Annotated in this window: 19 protein-coding genes and 1 pseudogene; 9 read left to right on the top strand and 11 right to left on the bottom strand. The window is 74.4% G+C overall.

Annotated elements, in window-relative coordinates:
* Positions 1-15: 15 nt before the first annotated feature.
* From RLT57_RS06400 to RLT57_RS06390, 3 genes are all read right to left on the bottom strand, one after another.
* Positions 16-822, bottom strand: coding sequence for an adenosylcobinamide-GDP ribazoletransferase (locus tag RLT57_RS06400; RefSeq protein WP_311296391.1), 807 nt, complete (start codon positions 820-822; stop codon positions 16-18).
* Positions 823-1419: 597 nt separating this feature from the next.
* On the bottom strand, positions 1420-2577 hold the full coding sequence (gene cobT / locus RLT57_RS06395) for a nicotinate-nucleotide--dimethylbenzimidazole phosphoribosyltransferase (protein ID WP_311296390.1): 1158 nt from the start codon (positions 2575-2577) through the stop codon (positions 1420-1422).
* 435 nt (positions 2578-3012) lie between these two features.
* Positions 3013-4206, bottom strand: coding sequence for a bifunctional adenosylcobinamide kinase/adenosylcobinamide-phosphate guanylyltransferase (locus RLT57_RS06390; protein WP_311296389.1), 1194 nt, complete (start codon positions 4204-4206; stop codon positions 3013-3015).
* A 477-nt stretch (positions 4207-4683) separates the two neighbouring features.
* Here RLT57_RS06390 and RLT57_RS06385 point away from each other — a divergent pair, with 477 nt between their 5' ends.
* Positions 4684-4908: a hypothetical protein gene (locus RLT57_RS06385; RefSeq protein WP_311296388.1), complete on the top strand. Its 225-nt coding sequence runs from the start codon at positions 4684-4686 to the stop codon at positions 4906-4908.
* Between the two features lie 133 nt (positions 4909-5041).
* Here the strand turns inward: RLT57_RS06385 and RLT57_RS06380 are convergent, their stop codons facing one another.
* The 3 genes from RLT57_RS06380 to RLT57_RS06370 form a co-directional block, all read right to left on the bottom strand.
* Complete coding sequence (locus tag RLT57_RS06380; RefSeq protein ID WP_311296387.1) at positions 5042-6154, bottom strand: S1C family serine protease; 1113 nt, start codon at positions 6152-6154, stop codon at positions 5042-5044.
* A gap of 149 nt (positions 6155-6303) precedes the next feature.
* The gene (locus tag RLT57_RS06375; RefSeq protein WP_399129776.1) at positions 6304-7050 is read right to left on the bottom strand and encodes a class I SAM-dependent methyltransferase; all 747 of its coding nucleotides are present in this window, start codon (positions 7048-7050) and stop codon (positions 6304-6306) included.
* 206 nt (positions 7051-7256) lie between these two features.
* Complete coding sequence (locus tag RLT57_RS06370; RefSeq protein WP_399128152.1) at positions 7257-7850, bottom strand: DUF3043 domain-containing protein; 594 nt, start codon at positions 7848-7850, stop codon at positions 7257-7259.
* A 195-nt stretch (positions 7851-8045) separates the two neighbouring features.
* Here RLT57_RS06370 and RLT57_RS06365 point away from each other — a divergent pair, with 195 nt between their 5' ends.
* The 3 genes and pseudogenes from RLT57_RS06365 to RLT57_RS06355 form a co-directional block, all read left to right on the top strand.
* A complete protein-coding gene (locus tag RLT57_RS06365) occupies positions 8046-8837 on the top strand; it encodes a PspA/IM30 family protein (protein ID WP_311296386.1) in 792 nt (263 codons plus the stop codon).
* A gap of 29 nt (positions 8838-8866) precedes the next feature.
* Positions 8867-9145 carry a PspA-associated protein PspAA gene (gene pspAA, locus RLT57_RS06360; protein ID WP_311296385.1) on the top strand — a complete coding sequence of 93 codons (279 nt, stop codon included), beginning with the start codon at positions 8867-8869 and terminating at the stop codon, positions 9143-9145.
* Between the two features lie 69 nt (positions 9146-9214).
* Positions 9215-10070: pseudogene (locus RLT57_RS06355) on the top strand (sensor histidine kinase); the annotation flags it as partial.
* Here the strand turns inward: RLT57_RS06355 and RLT57_RS06350 are convergent.
* Positions 9976-10905: a GNAT family N-acetyltransferase gene (locus tag RLT57_RS06350; RefSeq protein ID WP_311296384.1), complete on the bottom strand. Its 930-nt coding sequence runs from the start codon at positions 10903-10905 to the stop codon at positions 9976-9978. The pseudogene RLT57_RS06355 and the gene RLT57_RS06350 sit on opposite strands and share 95 nt — an antisense overlap.
* 22 nt (positions 10906-10927) lie before the next feature.
* A complete protein-coding gene (nadA, locus tag RLT57_RS06345) occupies positions 10928-12100 on the bottom strand; it encodes a quinolinate synthase NadA (protein ID WP_311296383.1) in 1173 nt (390 codons plus the stop codon).
* Positions 12101-12423: 323 nt separating this feature from the next.
* On the opposite strand from nadA, the gene RLT57_RS06340 reads away from it, so the two are divergent.
* Positions 12424-12780, top strand: coding sequence for a HesB/IscA family protein (locus RLT57_RS06340; RefSeq protein WP_311296382.1), 357 nt, complete (start codon positions 12424-12426; stop codon positions 12778-12780).
* A gap of 145 nt (positions 12781-12925) precedes the next feature.
* Here the strand turns inward: RLT57_RS06340 and RLT57_RS06335 are convergent, their stop codons facing one another.
* Complete coding sequence (locus RLT57_RS06335) at positions 12926-14698, bottom strand: hypothetical protein (protein WP_311296381.1); 1773 nt, start codon at positions 14696-14698, stop codon at positions 12926-12928.
* A 118-nt stretch (positions 14699-14816) separates the two neighbouring features.
* Positions 14817-15041 (bottom strand): hypothetical protein, encoded by a 225-nt coding sequence (locus RLT57_RS06330; protein ID WP_311296380.1) that lies wholly within the window; start codon positions 15039-15041, stop codon positions 14817-14819.
* A gap of 162 nt (positions 15042-15203) precedes the next feature.
* Here RLT57_RS06330 and RLT57_RS06325 point away from each other — a divergent pair, with 162 nt between their 5' ends.
* Positions 15204-16181: a carbohydrate kinase family protein gene (locus tag RLT57_RS06325; RefSeq protein WP_311296379.1), complete on the top strand. Its 978-nt coding sequence runs from the start codon at positions 15204-15206 to the stop codon at positions 16179-16181.
* Positions 16182-16203: 22 nt separating this feature from the next.
* Here the strand turns inward: RLT57_RS06325 and RLT57_RS06320 are convergent, their stop codons facing one another.
* Positions 16204-17637, bottom strand: a complete 1434-nt coding sequence (locus RLT57_RS06320) for a cysteine desulfurase/sulfurtransferase TusA family protein (protein WP_311296378.1) — start codon at positions 17635-17637, stop codon at positions 16204-16206.
* A gap of 250 nt (positions 17638-17887) precedes the next feature.
* On the opposite strand from RLT57_RS06320, the gene ctaC reads away from it, so the two are divergent.
* From ctaC to RLT57_RS06305, 3 genes are read left to right on the top strand one after another with little or no spacing between them, the layout of a single operon-like run.
* Positions 17888-18847 (top strand): aa3-type cytochrome oxidase subunit II, encoded by a 960-nt coding sequence (gene ctaC, locus RLT57_RS06315; RefSeq protein ID WP_311296377.1) that lies wholly within the window; start codon positions 17888-17890, stop codon positions 18845-18847.
* A complete protein-coding gene (gene ctaD / locus RLT57_RS06310) occupies positions 18844-20604 on the top strand; it encodes an aa3-type cytochrome oxidase subunit I (RefSeq protein ID WP_311296376.1) in 1761 nt (586 codons plus the stop codon). The genes ctaC and ctaD overlap by 4 nt, the downstream gene beginning before the upstream one ends.
* Positions 20601-20999 carry a cytochrome c oxidase subunit 4 gene (locus tag RLT57_RS06305; protein WP_311296375.1) on the top strand — a complete coding sequence of 133 codons (399 nt, stop codon included), beginning with the start codon at positions 20601-20603 and terminating at the stop codon, positions 20997-20999. The genes ctaD and RLT57_RS06305 overlap by 4 nt, the downstream gene beginning before the upstream one ends.
* Positions 21000-21130 lie beyond the last annotated feature (131 nt).

Here is a 21130-nt window from a genome sequence, read left to right as displayed (position 1 = left end):
ACACCCGACCGGGCGTCAGCGCAGCGCGAGCACCGCCAGGGCGGCCGTGACGGCCGTTTCGCACAGCGCGCCGAAGACGTCGCCGGTGACGCCCCCCAGGCGCCGGCGACACCGCCGCAGCAGGGCCTCGGCGGCCAGCAGCCCGCCGGCCCAGGCGACCGCGGCCCGCAGCCCGGTGAGCCCGCCGAACGGCACGGCCGCCGCGGCCGCGGCCGCCCCGCACAGCACGGCGACGGCCCAGGCGGTACGCGGCCGGACCGCGCCCGCGACCGCCGCGCCGAGCCCCTCCGACCGCGCCGCCGGCACCCCCCGCCGGCAGGCGAGCGTCATGGCGGTACGCCCCGCCGCGCCCGCCAGCACGGCCGCCGCGCCGCCGTACAGCCGGCCGTGACCGTAACAGGCCGTCAGCGCCGCGGTCTGGGCGAGCAGGACGAGGACGAGGGTGAGGACGCCGAACGGTCCGATGTCCGACTGTTTCATGATCCGCAGCGCGTCCGGCGCGGACTTGGCGCTGCCCAGCCCGTCGGCGGTGTCGGCGAGACCGTCCAGGTGGAGTCCCCGGGTCAGGACGGCGGGTACGGCCACCGCCGCCACGGCCGCCAGCGGCGCACTCCCGCCCAGCGCGGCCAGCATTCCGCCCGCCACCGCCGCCGCGGCGCCGACCGTCACGCCCACCAACGGCGCCGCCGCCATCCCGCCGCGAGCCGCCGCCCGGTCCCACTGCCGCAGCCGCACCGGCAGCACGCTGAGCGTCCCGAACGCGAACCGCAGGGCGTCGCCCGCGGAGGCGGGTCCGGGGCCGTTCGCGGCGGGTTCGGTCACCGCGCGAGGCTATCGCGGCAGTCCGCCGCGGTGGCCCGGGGTCCGCGATGGGCCCGGCCGGGCTCGTACGGGTCCGCGCGTGGCGTCCGGCGGTGGTCCGTCCTCGGTGGGCGTGGTCGCGGTGTCTGCGGGCGGGTGGCAGGCCGCTGCGGCTGGCCGGGGTCCGCGATGGGCCCGGCCGGGCTCGTACGGGTCCGCGCGCGGTGTTCGGTGGTGGCCCGTCCTCGGTGGGCGCGGTCGCGGTGTCTGCGGGTGGCGGTCGGCGGGGCGGCGGCGCTGCCGGGCGTGCTGGCCGGCGGTGGCGTCCGGCGGTGGTCCGTCCTCGGTGGGCGTGGTCGCGGCCTCTGCGGGGCGGCCGGTCTGCGGGCGGCGGGCAATGGGCGGCGTCGCCGGTGGGCGGGGCGTCCGTGGGCCGCGGGAGCGCAGCCGCCGCCAGCCGCGGTCTCAGCGGTCCGGTCGGCTGCCGGGGCCGCGGCTGGCGGCGGCAGCTTCGGCGGTGACCGGGTCCGCGGGGCCGGCGGGGCTGACAGGGGCCGCCGGGACCTCGGGGGCGGTCGCGCCGGCGGACGCCACGGGATCCTCGGACGCCGCGGGGTCTTACGGCCGCGCCGACTCGACGGGGTCCACGGTTGCGACGGCCTCTTCGGGCTCGGCCGGCTCCCTGTCCCGCGGCTTCTCCGGTTCATCCGGTTCATCCGGTTCATCCGGCTCGTCCGGCTCGTCCGGCAGTTCGGCCGAGAGGGCGGCCGCGGCCTGGAGCAGCGGGAGGGCGAGCAGCGCGCCCGTACCACCGCCGGAGGAGACGCCCTGGCTCACCAGCGGCTCCAGCGAGATCCGGTCCAGCGCCTTCTCCTGGCCCGCCTCGCCGCTGGCGTGCCCCGCGAGCCACCAGTCCGGCGCCCGGAAGGCGACGCGCTGGGCGACCAGGGCGCAGGCGGCGCTCACCACGCCGTCGAGTACGACCGGCAGCTTGCGGACGGCTGCCTGGAGCAGGAAGCCGGTGATCGCGGCGAAGTCGGCGCCGCCGACCGCGGCCAGCAGGGCGAGTTGGTCGCCCAAAACCGGACGGGCCCGGCGCAGCCCGTCCCGGATCGCGGCACACTTGCGCATCCACGTCAGGTCGTCGATGCCGGAGCCGCGGCCGGTGACCACGGAGGCGTCGGTGCCGCAGAGCGCGGCGATCAGGACGGCGGCGGGGGTGGTGCCGCCGACGCTGAGGTCACCGAGCAGGACCAGGTCCGTGCCCGAGTCCGCCTCCTCGTCGGCCAGCGCCATACCGGTGCGGAAGGCCCGCTCGGCCTCGTCGGGGGTCAGCGCGTCCTCGACGTCCAGCCGGCCGGAGCCACGGCGCACCCGGTGCGCGGTCACCTCGGCGGGCAGCTCGGCCGGGTCGCAGTCCAGTGCCATGTCCACGATCCGCAACCCGGCGCCGTACAACCGGGCCAGCACGCTCACCGGAGCGGCGCCGTCGAGCGCGGCGCGGACGAGTGCGCTCGCGGTCCCCGCGGGGCGGGCCGAGACCTCCAGCGCGGCGACCCCGTGGTCCGCGGCGAACACCACGACCCGGGCCCGCTCGATCGGCCGCGCGGGCACCTGCCCCTGCACCGCCGCCAGCCAGTCCGCCAGCTCGGCGGCCTTCCCGAGCCCGCCCGCCGGCTTCACCAGCCGCCGCCAGCGCTCGCGCGACTCGCGCCGCACCCCGGCGTCCGGCCGCTCCACCAGATCCCCGAAGTCATCCATCTTGATCCCGCTCACCCCCGAACAGTACCGGCCCCTGGCCGGGGCGGCCTTCCCGGTACCCGCTGCCCCCTGCACCGGGGCCGGCCCGGACCCCGCCTGGCGGGGGAGGGGCGTCGGGCGGGGGATCGGCGCGCCGGGTCGCGCCTGTGGACGTCGTGCCGGCGCGATTTGGGGAGGGTGGTCGAGGCGGGGGCGGGTGAGTCGCCGGACCCCTGTGGGGGAGGCTCCCCGGTCCCCTCCTCGGCGCGAGGTGTCGGGGTGGGCCGGAGGAGGGGCGTCGGGCGGGGGCGCGTCGGGGTTGCGCCCGGCGCGTCGGGCTGGCGCGATGAGGGGACGGGCTGGGGTCGGGGCGCGGCGGGGTCCGGTGTCGGGTGCAGGCGGGGCCCGGACCCCGCCTGCTGGGGGAGGCCCTCCGGTCCGTTCCCCGGGCCGGGGGTCGGCGCGGTCGGGTCAGGGGCGCAGGGGGGTGGCGAGGCCGGCGGTGAGGAGCAGGACGTGTTCGGACTCGGCGGCCAGCGCGGCGTTGAGGCGGCCGAGTTCGTCGCGGAAGCGGCGGCCCGCGGGGGTGGGGGGCACTACGCCGGAGCCGACCTCGGCGGAGACGGCGACGACGGTGCGGCCGGTGGTGCGCCAGGCGTGGACGAGTTGCGCGGTGCGGGCGTGCACGGCGTCGAGGGGGGCGCCGTCGGCCCAGGCCCCGGCCGCGTCCATGGTGTGGGTCAGCCAGAGCGAGAAGCAGTCGATGAGCAGCGGCGGGCCCTGGCCGTCGGCGAGGAGCGGGACCAGCTCGCAGGTCTCCAGCGTGTGCCAGCCGGGAGGCCGCCGCTCACGGTGTCCGGCCACGCGCAGCGCCCAGTCCCGGTCGTCCTCGCGCGTCCCGCCGGTGGCCACGTACACCACCCCCGGGAAGGCCGACAGCCGCCGCTCCGCCTCCAGGGACTTGCCGGAGCGCGCCCCGCCCAGCACCAGCGTGCGCCGCGGCACGTCCGGCACCGACTGGTAGTCGCCGACCACCAGCGTCGTACCGTCGGGCACCGCGCGGGCCCCGGCCGCGGCGAGCCGGCGGGTCAGCTCGGCTCCGGGCGGCGCGTCGTGGCCGAGGTGGACCGCGACCACGTCCGTCGTACGGGTGACCGCGCCGGCCGCCCGCAGCCGCGCCAGCGCGTCCGGCCGCCCGACCACGTCGAGCAGCACCAGGTCGTACGGTTCCGGGTCCCGTTCGGTCAGCCCGGCCGGTGCGCACCCCGGCGGCAGATACAGCAGCCGCAGGCCCTGCGCGGACTCCACCGCGTACCCCGTACCCGGCGCGTCCACCGCGACCGCCTCCACCCGGTGTCCGGTCAGCAGCGGCAGCCGCCGCCCGTCCGGCACCCGGACCGGTGCGGGCAGGCCCGGCGGGATCTCCACCGGCGGCCCGTCGTGCGGGTGCGACAGCAGTACCTGCCGCAGGCCGCCGAGCGGCTGCCCGGCGCGGGCCGCGGCCAGCGCCACCCCCGGGGTCAGGTCGAGCAGCAGGACACCGTCCACCACCACCGAGGTCGCGGCCCGCGCCCCCGGGCCGACGGCGAGCGCGCAGGCCGCGCAGGGGCAACCGGGCAGCGGAAGTCCCTCGGGGGCGCCGGTGCCGAGCAGAGTCAGTTCCACCGCACGATCGTCTCGCGTCCCCGCGGGCCCGGCGCGCGGGGGGCCGCGCGCCGGGCCCGTGCCGGTCGGGCCTGCGGCCCGGTGCACGGGTGTCCTTTGGCGTCTTCTTGGCCGGGCCGCCGCACGGCCCCTTGCGGTGGGGGCGCGGGATCACCGGCGGGTGGTGGGCACGTCGCGCCGTTCCCCGCGCCCCTGAGGGGGCGCGTGCCCCTCGGCGTCTTCCTGGCGGGCCGCCGCGTCACCCCTTGCGGCTCAAGGCCGGGCCCGCGGCCGGTGGGGGCTGGCCGCGCCGGTTCCCCGCACCCCTGAGGGGGCGCGGCCCCCGGGGCCTCCTTCGGCCGCCCCCGCGTGGGTTGCTGTCGCGCTTCCGTGCGCGGGCACGCCGTGGTGGAGACGGTCCTTACGGGCGGGGCCGCGCCCGATACGCTGCCACGGCAGACGGCAGCAGCCCTGACCCCCGGACCGAGGGAGAAGCACATGGCGTGGACGTGGCGGTTCGAGAAGGCCGACGGCACCGAGGTGCCGCCCGCGGTGCAGCCGGAGGAGTTCACCACCCAGGGCGATGCCGAGTCCTGGATCGGCGAGATCTGGAAGGAGCTGCTGGAGGGCGGCGCCGACCAGGTCGTCCTCTTCGACGGCGAGAGCCGTGTCTACGGCCCGATGAGCCTGCACGCCGAGGCCGCCACCACCGACGAGACCTGACACCCGGGCGCGCGGCGGGCCCGCCGGTCCCCCCCGCGGGACCGGGCCCGCCGCACCCCGCCCCGCTCCCGCGGTGACGCGCCCCGCGGAATCCCGCGCCCGCGCCCACGTCCCGGCCGCGCGCCCCGCCCCGCTACGCCGCCCCCTGCAGCGACCCCAGCGTCACCTCCGTCGCCTTCCCCGTGCCGTCCCGCCCGTACTCGACCCTGACCTTCCGGCCCGGCTTCAGCGCCGCCAGCGCGTCCGTCAGGGACTGGACCGTGGTGATCCGGGCGTTGCCCAGCTTGGTGATGACATCCCCGGGCCGCAGGCCCGCCTTCGCCGCGGCGCCGTTCCGGGTGACGGACACGATCGCCGCGCCGGCCGGCTGGAAGTCCCGGTCCACCACACCCCGCACGGTCACCCCGAGCGCGGCCCGCCCGGAGTCGGTGACCTTGCCGTTGTCGATGATCTGGCCGGCGATCCGCTTGACCGTCGACGAGGGGATCGCGAAGCCGATGCCGGGCGCCGCGCCGCTGCCCAGCTGCGGGTCGGTGGCCGCCAGCGTCGGGATGCCGATCACCTGGTTGTCCAGGTTCACCAGCGCGCCGCCGCTGTTGCCGGGGTTGATCGCCGCCGACGTCTGCACCATGTCGGGGATGGTCGCGCCGGTGCCGTCGCCGGAATCGCCCTGGCTCTCGCTGACCGTGCGGCCGGTTGCCGAGACGATGCCCTGGGTGACGCTGCTGGACAGTCCCAGGGGGTTGCCCATGGCCAGCACGATCTGTCCGACGGCCACCTCGCCCGAGTCGGCGAACACCGCCGGCTTGAGGTCGTCGGGCGGGGACGCCAGCCGGATCACCGCGAGGTCGTTCGCCGGGAACGCCGACACCAGCGTCGCGTCCAGGGTTTTGCCGCCGGTCGCCAGCGACACCCGGAACGTCGTGGCCTTGCCGACCACGTGCGCGTTGGTGACGATGTCGCCCTTGTCGTCGAAGACCACGCCCGAGCCCAGGTCGGAGCTCGTGGTGATCTGCACGACCGACGGCAGGACGTTGCTGACCGCGTTCTGGTACGCGGACTGCAGGCCGTCGCCGCCGGAGGAGGCGGCCGCGGCGGGCGCCCCCGGGGCGCGGGTGTCGGTCGCCGAACCGACGGCGCCGGAGTCGGGGTCCGAGCTGCAACCGGTGGCCGCCAGCACGACGGCACACAGGGCCGCGGCGCCGGCCAGGGAGAAGCGGGTACGGGACGGATGCGATCGACTCATGTCCGCATTGTCACTTTTGCCGACCGGCCGGGCCCGGTCCGGACCGCCAACCGGGTCCCCGGCAAGTGGCGGCCCGGCCCCGCCGATCGCGGTCCCCGGCCGCCCGGGACGATCCCCGGGCCCCGGCCGTCAGATGCCCGTCGGGGCGTTCAGTCGCGCACGCCGCACAAATGCAACAGCGCCGCCACCGCCCGGTACGGATCCGTCCGCCCGGCGCGTTCCTCCGCCGCCAGCAGCAGGCCCAGCTCCCGGGCGTCCCGCGGCACCCGTACCAGGTCGCACGCCGCGTCGGTGAAGACCCGCACGCCGTACCAGCCCCGCAGCGCCACCCCGATCCCGGCCAGGGCCGCGGTCAGCGGGCCCCGCCGGTCGGCCCGCCGGCCGTGGCCCGGGTACCCGTCGGAGGCGAGGGCGTCCAGCACCGCGGCCCAGTCCCCGAGCAGCCCGGCGCGCAGGGCGGGCGCGTCCCCGTTGTCCACCAGCAGCGACAGCAGCCCGCCGGGCGTCAGTACGCGGGCCAGCGCGGCGAGGATCGGCTCCGGGTCGGCCACCCGCGACAGCACCCCGTGGCACAGCACCACGTCGAAGCAGGCCGGGCCGAAGTGCCGCCCGGTCTCCCGGCCGTCGCCCTGGATGACCGCGAAACGGTCGCGTACGTCCGGGGACTCGGCGGCCACCGCCGTCCGCAGCGCCGCCAGCATCGCCGGATCGGCCTCAAGACCGGTCACCAGGTGGCCCGCCCTGGCCAGCCGCAGCGCCTGCGTCCCCGGACCCGGACCGATGTCGAGCACCCGCAGCCGCCGCCGGGCGTGGGCGCCGGCGGGCTGCGGGAAGTGCGCGGCCAGCTGCTCGTCCAGCTGGCGGGCGACCAGCTCCTGCCGGACGGTGTTCCGCAGGCCGTCGAGCCCGTCGAGCCCGCCCGGTCCGCTCACCCCACCCGGTCCGGGGAGGGGACCGGGGCCGCCGTCGGGGAAGCCGCCCGCGGGCGGCAGCGCCGGGACCGGCGGTGTGCGGGCCCCGGGAACCAGGCCCGGCACCCTGGCGGGCGGCCAGGCGGGGCCGCCACCGGCACCCGGCGGGCTCCCGCCGGTGAAACCGCCGTTCAGAGCTTGGTGCCGCGCTGGACCTGCGGCTTCGGCAACCGCAGCCGGCGCATCTGGAGCGTCCGCATCAGACCGTAGGCGACCGAGCCCTTGACGTTCTTGTCGGGGAACCGCTTGCGCAGCAGGCCGCGCAGCCGCACGCCCGTCACCACCGAGTCCACCACGATCGCCACGATCACCACCAGCCACAGCAGCAGCGACAGGTTCTGCAGCGAACCGATCCGCACCACGCTGAGCACCAGGATCAGCACCGCGATCGGCAGGAAGAACTCGGCGACCCGCATCCGCGCGTCCACGAAGTCCCGGGTGAACTTGCGCACCGGGCCCCGGTCGCGGGCGGGCAGGTACCGCTCGTCACCGCCCGCCAGCGCCTCGCGCTGCTTGGCCATGTCGGTCCGGCGGGCGTCGCGGGCCTGCCGGGTGGCGGCCTTGCGGTCGGTCGGGGTCGTCACCGCCTTGCGCCGCTGGGTCTGCGCCTCGCTGCGCTTGGGAGTGGGGCGGCCCTTGGGAGCTTGCGGGTCGCGGACATTGTCCTCAAGCACGGCGGTGCCGGTGGTGGAGGACTGCTCATCTTGAGAACGGCGTCGGAACACGACGCCAAGGTTACGTGCTCCGCGCGGTGCACCCCAGCCCCCGCCTACTCCCCGGGCCGGAGGTGGCCGAACCGTGATCGTCCTTGCGGATGACCACTTCCCGGCCGGAACAGTGCGGTAATGGAACCAAGGCCCGTAGGCTTGGGTCTGTACAGGTGTCCGGAGAAGTTGCCGAGAAGGGGGCGCGCGAGGCCCATGAGCGGTGTCATGAAGCGGATGGGACTGATCTTCCGCGCTAAGGCCAACAAGGCGCTGGACCGGGCCGAGGACCCGCGCGAGACGCTCGACTACTCCTACCAGAAGCAGCTTGAGCTGCTCCAGAAGGTGCGGCGCGGCGTCGCGGACGTCGCCACGTCCCGCAAGCGGCTCGAACTCCAGCTCACCGAGTTGCAGCGCAAGTCGGCCACCTACGAGGACCAGGGCCGCAAGGCGCTGGCGCTCGGCCGGGAGGACCTGGCCCGCGAGGCGCTGTCCCGCCGGGCCGCCCTCCAGCAGCAGGTCGCCGACCTGGAGACGCAGCACACCACGCTCCAGGGCGAGGAGGAGAAGCTCACCCTCGCCTCCCAGCGCCTGCAGGCCAAGGTGGACGCCTTCCGCACCAAGAAGGAGACCATCAAGGCCACCTACACCGCGGCCCAGGCACAGACCCAGATCGGCGAGGCGTTCTCCGGCATCTCGGAGGAGATGGGCGACGTCGGCATGGCGATCCAGCGTGCCGAGGACAAGACCGAGCAGCTGCGGGCCCGCGCCGGCGCCCTGGACGAGCTGCTGGCCTCCGGCGCCCTGGACGACCCCAGCGGACTCGCCAAGGACGACATCCAGGCCGAGCTGGACCGCCTGTCCGGCGGCAGCGACGTCGAGCTGGAGCTCCAGCGGATGAAGGCCGAGCTGGCCGGCGGCACCCCTCAGCAGGCGATCGAGGGCGGCACCGGCGGTCAGGCGGCGCAGGGACGGCCGCAGGACACCCCGCGGTTCGACAAGCACTGACCGGCCACGGGGCCGAGGAGGAGGCCGTCATGATCGTCAGGATCATGGGGGAGGGCCAGGTGACGCTGGACGACGCCAACGTCACCGAGCTCAACAAGCTGGACGACCAGTTGCTCGCCGAGGTCCGCACCGGCGACGAGGAGGGCTTCCACCGCACCCTGGGCGCCCTCCTCGACGGCGTGCGCCGCCTCGGGGAGCCGCTGCCCGACGACGCGCTCGAGCCGTCGGACCTGATCCTCCCGTCGCCGGACGCGAGCCTGGAAGAGGTCCGCGAGATGCTCAGCGACGACGGCCTGATCCCCGGCTGACCGCCGTACCCCGTACCGGCGGTCCCGCCGCGCGGTACGGGACGAGCGGTTACCGTTGCCTACCGTGCCGTATTCGCCTGGACCGGGATGGCCGCCGCGGCCGGTGACGCGGTACGCAGCCGCCGCGCGTACGTCGCCGCCGTCGAGGAGCGCGCGGCACGCGCCGAGCGGTCCCGCGAGGAGGAGGCCAGGCGCCGGGTCGCCGAGGAGCGGATGCGGATCGCCCGCGAGCTGCACGACGTGGTGGCCCGCCACATCGCGCTGGTCAACGTCCAGGCCGGGGTCGCGGCGCACGTCATGGACAGCCGTCCCGACCAGGCCAAGCAGGCGCTGGCCCACGTCCGGGAGGCCAGCCGCTCGGCGCTGGACGAACTGCGCGCCACCGTGGGGCTGCTGCGGCAGTCCGGCGAACCCGAGGCGCCCATGGAACCCGCCCCCGGGCTCGGCGTGCTCGACCAGCTCCTCGACGGCTTCCGGCGGGCCGGGCTGCGCGTCACCGTGGAGTGCGGCGGCGACGCCGGGCACCCGCGGGCCCCGCTGCCCGCCAGCGTCGACCTGACCACGTACCGGGTGATCCAGGAGTCGCTCACCCACGTGCAGAAGCACGTGGGGCCCGCGGCGGGCGCGGTGGTGCGGACCAGCCGCGGCGCGGGCGCTGGAGGTGCTGGTGGACGACGACGGTGCGGTGGGTTCCGGCGCGGGTGCCGCCGTTCCCGTTCCGGCGGCCGGGCCGCGGCCGGCCCGCTCGCGCCAGGGTGCCCCGCTGCCGGCGGCCGCCGTCGGCGGCCACGGCCTGCTCGGCATGCACGAACGGGCCAGCGCGCGCAGCGCTAGGGCAGGGCTCGGGAGAGGAGGGCCAGGTCCGGGGGCCGCATGCCGCGCAGGGCGACGAAGCCGGAACTGGCGATCTCCAGGCCGGCGGTGACGCCGACGTCCACCGCCCATTGCGCTTCCGCCAGGACGTGGTCGACGCGGGTCGGTTCGCCCGGCGGGGTCGCCAGCAGGGCGGCGGTCAGGAGCCGGGTGGCCAGTCGGCGGGAGGTGGCGGCGAGGAGTTCCACCCGGCCGTCGCGGGTGTAGCAGTAGCCGCTGCCGGCCAGGTCGTCGACCACGAACAGCCGGTAGTGCCGCAGGAGTTCCTCGTGGTCGGCGCCGTGCGCCCCGCCCCGGGTACGCCGGTCCACGGAGTCCAGCAGGTCGCGGTGCCGCTCGGTCCCCATGTGCACCGGCCCGTCCGGCGGTGTCAGCCGGTCGGGGTCGGGCGGGCCGGACAGCCGCAGCGCCGGGTGCAGATGGAACCCGGCCCGGCGCAGGGTGCGGGCGGCCACCGGGTTGTCCGGCAGGCAGACCACTCCGCGCAGGCACGCCCTGCCGTGCACCAGCGCCCGGGCCAGCAGCGCCTTGCCGACGCCCTTGCCCTGCGCGCCCGGCACCACGGCGAGCAGCGACAGCGCCCACGTGCCCTCCCGCCGGTAGGACAGCACCGCCCCGACCGGTCCGGCCTCCTGGTCCTCGATCAGCCAGCAGCCGCCGGGGTCGGTACGGGCCAGGTGCCGGGTCCGCCCGTGGTGGCGGGCGATCCGCCCGGCCGGCCAGCGGCCGCCCGCCCCCGGGGCGCCCGCCACCGACCCGGGGCCGGCCCGGAACCGGGGCGCGGAGCCGGCGGCGTACAGCGCGCGCGGTGCCCCGAAGGCCGCCGCCGAGATCTCGCGCACGACCTCGGCGTCCTCCTCGTCGTCACGGACCGGTCGAAGGATCACCCGACCATCATCGCGCCACGCGTCACGGCAGGGCCAGCATCTGCTCCAGCGCCAGCTTGGCGAAGTGCTCGGTCTCGGCGTCCACCTGGATCCGGTTCACCAGCTTGCCGTCGGCCAGCGACTCCAGCGTCCACACCAGGTGCGGCAGGTCGATCCGGTTCATGGTGGAGCAGAAGCAGACGGTCCGGTCCAGGAAGACGATCCGCTGGTCCGGGTGCGCCTTCGCCAGTCGCCGTACCAGGTTCAGCTCGGTGCCGATCGCCCACGCCGAGCCGGCGGGCGCCTCGTCCAGCTTCCTGATGATGTACTCGGTCGAGCCGACGTGGTCGGCGGCCGTGACGACCTCGTGCCGGCACTCGGGGTGCACCAGCACGTTGACCCCGGGGATACGGGCCCGGACGTCGGCCACCGACTCCGCCGAGAAGCGGCCGTGCACCGAGCAGTGGCCGCGCCACAGGATCATCCTGGCCGCCCGCAGCTGCTCGGCGGTCAGGCCGCCGCCCGGCTTGTGCGGGTTGTAGACGACGCAGTCGTCCAGGGACATGCCGAGGTCGCGGACCGCGGTGTTGCGCCCGAGGTGCTGGTCGGGCAGGAAGAGCACCTTCTCGCCGTGGCCGAAGGCCCACTCCAGGGCGCGTTCGGCGTTGGAGGAGGTGCATATGGTGCCGCCGTGCCGTCCGGTGAACGCCTTGATGTCCGCCGAGGAGTTCATGTACGCGACCGGGACCGTCACGTCGGCGACCCCGGCGTCGGCGAGTACGTCCCAGCACTCGGCGACCTGCTCCGCGCTGGCCATGTCGGCCATCGAGCAGCCGGCCGCCAGGTCCGGCAGGATCACCCGCTGCCGCTCGGAGGTGAGGATGTCGGCGGACTCGGCCATGAAGTGCACCCCGCAGAAGACGATGTACTCCGCCTCCGGCCGGGCCGCCGCGTCCCGCGCGAGCTTGAAGGAGTCGCCGGTGACGTCGGCGAACTCGATGACCTCGTCGCGCTGGTAGTGGTGGCCGAGGATGAAGACCTTGCCGCCGAGGCGGGCCTTGGCGGCTCGGGCGCGCTCCACCAGGTCCGGGTCCGACGGCGCCGGCAGGTCCCCGGGGCAGTCCACCCCGCGCTCGCTGCGGGGGTCGGACTCGCGGCCGAGCAGGAGCAGCGCGAGCGGCGTGGGCTGGACGTCCAGCGTTTCTGTGGTGGTCACGGGCCCGTACGCCCTTTCTGTGCGACTCTTCGCGACGCAGACCTTTTCGTCTACTTGACGCTATCTATCATAGCCCGTTTGTGTCAGATTGACGATGGCAGTTTCGTCACTGTGACGCATCCCCCGTCTTCGCCGTGGAGGTTCCCCGTGCAGCGGGGCCCGATGCGGGCGCGATGCGGGCCGAGCGGCGGGCGGGGCCCGGCGGGGTTGTGCGAGCATGGAGGCGTAAAGCGTCGGATCGGACGCGCGGCACGGGGAATGATTCCGCGAGGGCACCGGTTAGCCGATACGCCAGCAGTCCGTACAACCCGGGAGAGAAGCACATGACGGTTCAGGACGAGACCACCACCACGAGCGACGGCATCCTCCTGTCCGGCGCCGCCGCCGCCAAGGTGAAGGGCCTGCTTGAGCAGGAAGGCCGCGACGACCTGGCGCTCCGGGTCGCGGTTCAGCCCGGCGGCTGCTCGGGCCTGCGCTACCAGCTCTTCTTCGACGAGCGCTCGCTCGACGGCGACGTCGTCAAGGACTTCGGCGGCGTCAAGGTCGTCACGGACCGGATGAGCGCCCCCTACCTGGGCGGCGCCTCCATCGACTTCGTGGACACCATCGAGAAGCAGGGCTTCACGATCGACAACCCGAACGCCACGGGTTCCTGCGCCTGCGGCGACTCGTTCCACTGAGGCCGGACGCCGGGCGGCCGAGCACCGCCCGGCACTGACGGCGTCGGCGGGCCGCCGGCACTGACGGCGTCGGCCGCGGGCCCGCGGGACACGACAAAGCGGCGGCACCCCCACCGGGTGCCGCCGCTTTTTGTACGGCAGTCGGTCACTGTCCCCTGACCGGCTGCCCGTTCGAGGTGTCCACTACGGTCCTGCCCGCCAGCGGCTGCTTCAACTGCACCTTCTGGACGTAGGTGCGGGCCATCGCCGGACACGCCGTGTGCGGCTTGCCGATCGGCACCGCCGTCACACTCACCCGTACCTGGTCGCCGGCCTCCTCCGCCTTCGCGTGGTACGTGCTGCACACCCCGCCGACGAAGGACACCGCCAGCGAGCCGCCGTCGGTCTGATACCCGGTCAGCCGCACGATCTCGGCGCTCGTCCGGGGGTCGGCCGGCTGCGCGGGTACGGCGGTCGCGGTCGGGCCGCCCGGCAGCATCGGCCCGCCGGGGTCGACGGGCCCGCCGGGCGCGGCCGGCGCCGTGGCGCTGCCGCCGCCCTGGACGTACGCGGGATCCACGGCCTGTTCGGCCACCACCGCGGTCCCGGTCACCCCGGCGGGCGCGACGTCGAACAGCCACGCCGGCACCAGCGCCTCCGCGCCGGACACGAACTGCTGCCAGAGCCCGAAGACGGCCCCGCGCACCTGCGTGGGATGGCCGTTGCCCGCGACGCACGGCAGCGTGTGCGGCAGGCTGCGCGGCAGCTTCTTGTCCTCGCCCGGCACGGTCGGCGTGGCCGGCACCCTGGGCACCAGCGGGACCATGCAGTTCGCGACGCCGTGGTCGGGCGCGTCCATGGCGCCGCCCAGCTGCTCGAAGGCGGTCTTCGCGGAGACCACCGGGTAGGTGTCGCCCTTGGTGAGCGCCGACAGCCGTCCGGACGCCTGGACCAGCCGCCCGTCCGGCCCCACCTCCACACGGGTACTCCAGCCGTGGGTGGGCAGGCCGCCCACCACCGGGTCCACCGTCACCGTCCGCCGGTCACCCACGGTGGGAGAGGCGTCGATCCGTGCGCCGGACAGTCCCAGCCCGGCCAGCAGCGGAGCCGCCGCCTCCTGGGCCCGCCGGGCCGACACCGGGGCCGACGGGCCGCCCGTTCCGGGCGCCGGGTCCGCGGGTCCCGAGGCGGCGGTGCCGCCCGCGGCCGGTCCCGGGCCGGATGTGCCGCTCGCGGCGTTCCCCGCGTCGGGGGAGCCGCCCGCGCCCGGAACGGCGGTGGAGGAGGCGTTCCCCGCGGCCGGTCCCGGGCCGGGGGTGCCGCTCGCCGCGCTCCCCGGGCCGCCGCCGGCCGGTCCCGACCCCGGTACACTGCCCGCCGCCGGCCCCGACCCGTCCAGCAGTTGGCCCGGCACCGCGGCCGGCCCGTAGCCGGAGTACGTCCAGTTGCCCGGCGCGGACCGGCCCACCGTCAGCGCCGAACCGCCCGGCGCGCCGCCCACCTCCCAGGCCCCGCCGCGCAACACCGCCGGGCCGGTCATGCCGAGCAGTCCGGCCAGGCGCTGTGCCTGCGCCCGGGTCACCTCGGCGTCCGCCCGGTACACCGGGGCCGACCCCGGGCCCTTCGGCAGGCTGCCGGTCAGCTGGAACACCGCCCCGCCCGACCCCGGGCCGTCGGAGCCCGTCACCGGGACAGGGCCCACCGGGTCCAGCCGCAGCGGCGCCGGCCTGCCGTGCGCGGCCCCGCCCCTGTCCCCGCCGCCGGACCGCGCGGCCCAGTACGCGCCGCCGGCACCGGCCAGCAGCACGGCGAGCGCGACCGCGCCCACCACCAGCCGCGGCCTGCGGGGGTGTCCGGTCTCCGCGTCGGGCCGGTGTGCCGTACCGGCGACGCCCTCGTCACGGTGTTCGACGCTGTTGTCGTCCCGTTCGGTGCTCACCGCGTGCTCCTTCGGCTCCTGGTACCGCCAGACGCCGATGGGACGCGGCACGCCGCGATCCGGTTCCCCTGAAAGGATTACCCGCGGACCGGCGCGGTGCCGGGTGGCGGCCGGCGGGTCAGCCGCCGTACTCGGACATGCCGGCGACGAAGTGCGCGGTGGCGGCCGGCACCGTGACGCCGTGCGGACCGGCCGGGGCGGCCACCGCCCGCGCCGGCGCGGCGGCAGTCTGCCAGCGGGCCGCCAGCCGCCGGCAGTCGCCGATCAACTGCTCCAGCGAGTCCGGTTCGCCGGGCCAGGAGGAGGAAGTCGGGGGGAGTACGGCCGATGGCACAGTTCTCATCACTCGACCCTAGGCACGCGTTACCGAAGGAGAAAGCCCTACTATCAGGTAGTTTCGCCGTGTCCTAGGAAGTCGCCGGGAAATCCCGCCGAACTTCTTCCCCTGCGTCCCCCCGCATTCCCCCACCCTGCCAGCAATCCCCCGCCTTCAGGAGCCCCCGCCGTGCGTATCGCCGTCACCGGATCCATCGCCACCGACCATCTGATGACCTTCCCCGGCCGCTTCGCCGACCAGTTCGTCGCCGACCAGCTGCACACGGTGTCGCTGTCGTTCCTCGTCGACGCGCTCGACGTGCGGCGCGGCGGGGTCGCGGCCAACATCTGCTTCGGGATGGGCCAGCTCGGCACCAAGCCCATCCTGGTCGGCGCGGCCGGCAGCGACTTCGGCGAGTACCGGGTCTGGCTGGAGCGGCACGGCGTGGACACCGGCTCGGTGCGCATCTCCGATGTGCTGCACACCGCCCGCTTCATCTGCACCACCGACCGCGACCACAACCAGATCGGCTCCTTCTACACCGGCGCCATGAGCGAGGCCCGGCAGATCGAACTCCAGGCGGTCGCCGACCGGGTCGGCGGCCTGGACCTGGTGTCCATCGGCGCCGACGACCCGGAGGCGATGGTCCGGCACACCGACGAGTGCCGCTCCCGCGGCATCCCCTTCGCCGCCGACTTCTCCCAGCAGATCGCCCGGATGGACGGCGAGGACATCCGGCTGCTGGTCGACGGGGCCGCGTACCTGTTCAACAACGAGTACGAGAGGGGCCTGATCGAGGCCAAGACCGGCTGGAGCGCCGAGGAGATCCTGACCCGGGTGGGCACCCGGGTCACCACGCTGGGCGCGAGCGGTGTGCGCATCGAACGCAAGGGGGAGTCCGCCATCGAGGTCGGCTGCGCCGAGGAGGAGGCCAAGGTCGACCCGACCGGCGTCGGCGACGGCTTCCGGGCCGGCTTCCTGTCCGGCCTGGCGTGGGGCGTCGGTCTGGAGCGCGCCGCGCAGATCGGCTGCATGGTGGCGACCCTGGTCATCGAGACCCTGGGCACCCAGGAGTACGAGCTGCGCCGCGGCCACTTCATGGAGCGCTTCACCAAGGCGTACGGCCAGGAGGCCGCCGACGAGGTCCGCACGCACCTGCGCGGCTGACCCCGCCGGATGCCGCACCCGGTCAGACGCGGCGCCGCACCACGTACGCGGTGCCGCGTACGGCCGGGTGCTCCCCCACGTACTCCTGCTCGCGCATCGCGCACCACGCCGGGATGTCCAGCCGGGCCGCCTCGTCGTCGGCCAGTACGGTGACCAGGCCGCCGACCGGCACCCGCCCGATCACCCGGGCCAGGTCGATGACGGGGATCGGGCAGAGCCTGCCGAGCGAGTCCACCACCAGCCCGTCGGCCGGCCCGGCGCCGGCCGCCGCCCCCTGCCCGGCCGCCCGTGCCTCAGCCGGCACCGCTCCCACCGGCCCTGCTTCCACCGGCCCGCTGCCGACCGGTGCCCCGAGCCGGCCGCGGACCTCCGCGACCACCCCCGGCAGCACCGCGAGGAACCGCTCGACGTCCGCCTCCTCGGTACCGGGCGGCAGCGACACCCGCACATTGCCCTCCGAGAGCACCCCCATCGCCTTGAGCACATGACTCGGCGTCAGGGTGCTCGACGTGCACGACGAACCCGACGACACCGAGAAGCCCGCCCGGTCCAGCCCGGTCAGCAGCGCCTCGCCGTCCACGTACAGGCAGGAGAAGGTGACCAGGTGCGGCAGCCGCAGCCGGTCGTGCCCCACCACCTCGACATCGGGCACGAGCTGCGGCACCCGGCTCCTGATCCGGTCCACCAGCGCGGACAGCCGTACCGCCGTTCGCGCCGCCTCCTCCCGCACCGCGCGCAGCGAGGCCGCCGCCGCCACGACCGCCGGCAGGTTGCCGAAGCCCGGCGCGCGGCCCGACTCCCGCTCGTCGGCGGGCTCCTGGGGCGCGTACCGGGTGCCCTTGCGCACCACCAGCAGTCCCACCCCGGGCGGGCCGCCCCACTTGTGCGCGCTGCCCGCCAGCAGCGACCAGCCGCCCGGCACCGGCCCCCAGGCCAGCGACTGCGCCGCGTCCACCAGCAGCGGCACCCCCACCGCCCGGCAGGCGTCGGCCACTTCGGCGACCGGCTGGACCGTCCCCACCTCGTGGTTCGCGGACTGCAGACAGGCCAGCGCGGTGTCCGCCCGCAGCGCCGCCGCGAACGCCGCCGGATCCACCCGCCCGGCGCGGTCCACCCCCACGTGCGCGCTCTCGTACGGCTCGGCCGCGTGCAGTACCGCCGAGTGCTCCACCGCCGACACCACCACGCGGCGGCCGATCCGGCGGCGCCCCGCGGCGGCCCCCGCGACCGCGGAGTGCAGCGCGCGTGTCCCCGAAGGAGTGAATGCCACCTCGTCGGGGCGGCAGCCCACCTCCGCCGCCACGGCCTCCCGTGCCGCGTCCAGCAGCAGCCGGGCCCGCCGTCCCTCCCGGTACAGCCGGGCCGGATCCGCCCACCCCTCCTCCAGCGCCGCGAGCAGCGCCTGACGTGCCACCGGATGCAGCGGAGCCGCCGAAGCCATGTCGAAATAGGGCATGCCGGAACGCTACAACCCGGGGCCGTCCCGACCCCGTCACCGGGCCACTTGACCGGCAAAGCACGGCCTTCCGCACCTTCCGGGTGAGCCCCGGCGCGTTGGACCCCCTCCCCGCGCGACCCCAAATAGCGTCCAGTAGGGTTTGGTCCGCATAAGAATCCACACCTCATCTGCCCGCGCGCGGGCCGACCGACCAGCAGACGGCCGGAACACTCGTAACGCGCGGCCGAGACTCTCGGGAAGGCGCTACGTGAGTCCCAACGGCTCCGACCGCTCGTCGCGGCGCCCGATGCGGCGATGGCTGCCGCAGGCGCTGGCCGCGGGCCTGGTCCTTGCGACCGCCTCCGGTTGCTCCTACAAGGACTACCCCCGGCTCGGCATGCCCAGCCCGGCCACGGAACAGGCTCCCCGGATCCTTGCCCTCTGGCAGGGCTCATGGGCCGCCGCACTGGTGACGGGCGTGCTCGTCTGGGGACTGATCCTGTGGAGCGTGATCTTCCACCGGCGCAGCCGGACCAAGATCGAGGTCCCTCCGCAGACCCGCTACAACATGCCTCTCGAGGCGCTCTACACCATCGTCCCGATCATCGTGATCGCGGTGCTGTTCTACTTCACCGCCCGTGACGAGTCCAAGCTGCTGGACACCTCCAAGAAGCCCCAGCACGTGGTCAACGTGGTGGGCTTCCAGTGGAGCTGGGGCTTCAACTACGTGGAGGACGTGGACGGCGACCCGGCGACCCCCGCCGGGGTGCCGAAGGAGCTGGCCACGATCCCGGCGAACAAGCTGGACCTGCCGCCCGGCGCCGAGGGCGTCTACGACGTCGGCACCCCGGCCAGCAAGAATGCGGACACCGGCAACCCCGGCCCGACGCTCTGGCTGCCCGAGGGCCAGTCGGTGCGCTTCGTGCTCACCTCGCGTGACGTCATCCACTCGTTCTGGATCATCCCGTTCCTGATGAAGATGGACGTCATCCCCGGTCACACCAACGTCTTCCAGGTCACGCCGAACAAGCTCGGCACCTTCGAGGGCAAGTGCGCCGAGCTGTGCGGTGAGGACCACTCCCGGATGCTCTTCAACGTCAAGGTCGTGACGCCGGCCCAGTACCAGCAGCACCTCAAGGACCTGGCGGCGAGCGGCCAGACCGGTTACATCCCGGCGGGCATTGCCACCACGGGCAACGCGAAGAACTCGGAGCCCAAGACCACATGAGCATTCTCAACGAACCGGTGGGGGCGGCCCCCGCCGAGGACGACTCCTACGCCGACCAACTCCCGGTCAAGCCGCGGCGGCCCGGTTCCGTGGTGGTCACGTGGCTGACCACCACCGACCACAAGACCATCGGCAGCCTGTACCTGATCACGTCGTTCGTCTTCTTCCTCATCGGCGGCGTGCTGGCGCTGATGATGCGCGCCGAACTGGCCAGGCCGGGGAACCAGTTCCTGTCGAACGAGCAGTTCAACCAGGCGTTCACGATGCACGGCACCGTGATGCTGCTGATGTTCGCGACACCGCTGTTCGCCGGCTTCACCAACTGGATCATGCCGCTCCAGATCGGCGCGCCCGACGTGGCGTTCCCCCGGCTGAACATGTTCGCCTACTGGCTCTACCTGTTCGGCTCGCTGATCGCGGTCGGCGGCTTCGTCACCCCGCAGGGCGCTGCCGACTTCGGCTGGTTCGCGTACTCCCCGCTGTCCGACGCGGTGCACTCGCCCGGCGTCGGCGGCGACATGTGGATCATGGGCCTGGCGCTGTCCGGCTTCGGCACCATCCTCGGCGCGGTCAACTTCATCACCACGATCATCTGCATGCGCGCCCCCGGCATGACGATGTTCCGGATGCCGATCTTCTGCTGGAACGTGCTGCTGACCGCCGTCCTGGTGCTGCTCGCCTTCCCGGTGCTGGCCGCCGCGCTGCTGGCGCTGGAGGCGGACCGAAAATTCGGCGCCCACGTGTTCGACTCCGCCAACGGCGGCGCGCTGCTGTGGCAGCACCTCTTCTGGTTCTTCGGCCATCCCGAGGTGTACATCATCGCGCTGCCGTTCTTCGGCATCATCTCGGAGGTCATCCCGGTCTTCAGCCGCAAGCCGATGTTCGGCTACATCGGCCTGGTCGCGGCGACCATCTCCATCGCCGGCCTGTCCGTGACCGTGTGGGCGCACCACATGTACGTCACCGGCGGGGTGCTGCTGCCGTTCTTCTCCTTCATGACCTTCCTGATCGCGGTACCGACCGGGGTGAAGTTCTTCAACTGGATCGGCACCATGTGGAAGGGGTCACTGAGTTTCGAGACACCGATGCTCTGGGCGATCGGCTTCCTGATCACCTTCACCTTCGGCGGTCTGACCGGTGTCATCCTGGCCGCGCCACCGCTGGACTTCCACGTCTCCGACTCGTACTTCGTCGTCGCGCACTTCCACTACGTGGTGTTCGGCACCGTGGTGTTCGCGATGTTCGCAGGCTTCCACTTCTGGTGGCCGAAGATGACCGGCAAGATGCTGGACGAACGGCTCGGCAAGATCACCTTCTGGACGCTGTTCTTCGGCTTCCACGGCACCTTCCTGGTCCAGCACTGGCTGGGCGCGGAGGGCATGCCCCGCCGGTACGCCGACTACCTGGCCGCCGACGGCTTCACCACCTTGAACACCGTCTCGACCATCAGCTCCTTCCTGCTCGGCCTGTCGATCCTGCCGTTCCTCTACAACGTGTGGAAGACGGCCAAGTACGGCAAGAAGGTCGAGGTCGACGACCCGTGGGGCTACGGCCGTTCGCTGGAGTGGGCGACCTCCTGCCCGCCGCCGCGGCACAACTTCCTCACCCTGCCGCGGATCCGCTCCGAGTCCCCGGCGTTCGACCTGCACCACCCGGAGATCGCGGCGGCCGAACTGCTCGCGCACACCCCGGACCGCTCGCTGGCCGGCAGCGGGAGCACGCCCGGCACCACCCAGGGCACGGAGGAGGGCAAGTGAGGATCCAGGGCAAGATGTTCCTCGGCCTGGCCGTCTTCATTCTGGCCTCGGCCATCGTCTACGGCTTCTGGTCCAAGGAGCCGGCCGGCACCACCGCGCTGTTCCTGGCGTTCGCGCTGAGCCTGATGATCGGTTTCTACCTGTCCTTCACCGCCCGCCGGGCGGACGCCGGAGCACAGGACCGGGAGGACGCCGACGTCTCCGACGAAGCCGGTGAGGTGGGCTTCTTCAGCCCGCACAGCTGGCAGCCGCTCTCACTGGCGACCGGCGGCGCGCTGGCCTTCCTCGGCATCGTCTTCGGCTGGTGGCTGCTGTTCTTCTCGCTGCCCATCATCCTGATCGGCGTCTGGGGCTGGGCCTTCGAGTACTACCGGGGCGAGGACCGCACCCAGTAACACGCGGTCACCGCCTGGCGGGCGCGGGCACCGTACAGGTGCCCGCGCCCGCTTTTCCGCAGCCCGCCGCCGACACGCCGTGGCGGCACACCCTTTTGTACGCGCTCGCCGCGCGGAATCCCGGTGGCGTT

It is taken from the genome of Streptomyces sp. ITFR-21 (assembly GCF_031844685.1).
Lineage (GTDB): Bacteria > Actinomycetota > Actinomycetes > Streptomycetales > Streptomycetaceae > Actinacidiphila.
This window is presented reverse-complemented; position numbering and strand designations above follow the sequence as displayed.

What these genes read in the sequence shown, in the direction of transcription:
- pspAA (WP_311296385.1), top strand. Translation starts at nt 8,867, where the DNA reads ATGATCGTCAGGATCATGGGGGAGGGCCAGGTGACGCTGGACGACGCC.
- RLT57_RS06330 (WP_311296380.1), bottom strand. Translation starts at nt 15,041, where the DNA reads ATGAGAACTGTGCCATCGGCCGTACTCCCCCCGACTTCCTCCTCCTGG.
- RLT57_RS06365 (WP_311296386.1), top strand. Translation starts at nt 8,046, where the DNA reads ATGAGCGGTGTCATGAAGCGGATGGGACTGATCTTCCGCGCTAAGGCC.
- RLT57_RS06320 (WP_311296378.1), bottom strand. Translation starts at nt 17,637, where the DNA reads ATGCCCTATTTCGACATGGCTTCGGCGGCTCCGCTGCATCCGGTGGCA.
- RLT57_RS06340 (WP_311296382.1), top strand. Translation starts at nt 12,424, where the DNA reads ATGACGGTTCAGGACGAGACCACCACCACGAGCGACGGCATCCTCCTG.
- RLT57_RS06380 (WP_311296387.1), bottom strand. Translation starts at nt 6,154, where the DNA reads ATGAGTCGATCGCATCCGTCCCGTACCCGCTTCTCCCTGGCCGGCGCC.
- ctaD (WP_311296376.1), top strand. Translation starts at nt 18,844, where the DNA reads ATGAGCATTCTCAACGAACCGGTGGGGGCGGCCCCCGCCGAGGACGAC.
- RLT57_RS06385 (WP_311296388.1), top strand. Translation starts at nt 4,684, where the DNA reads ATGGCGTGGACGTGGCGGTTCGAGAAGGCCGACGGCACCGAGGTGCCG.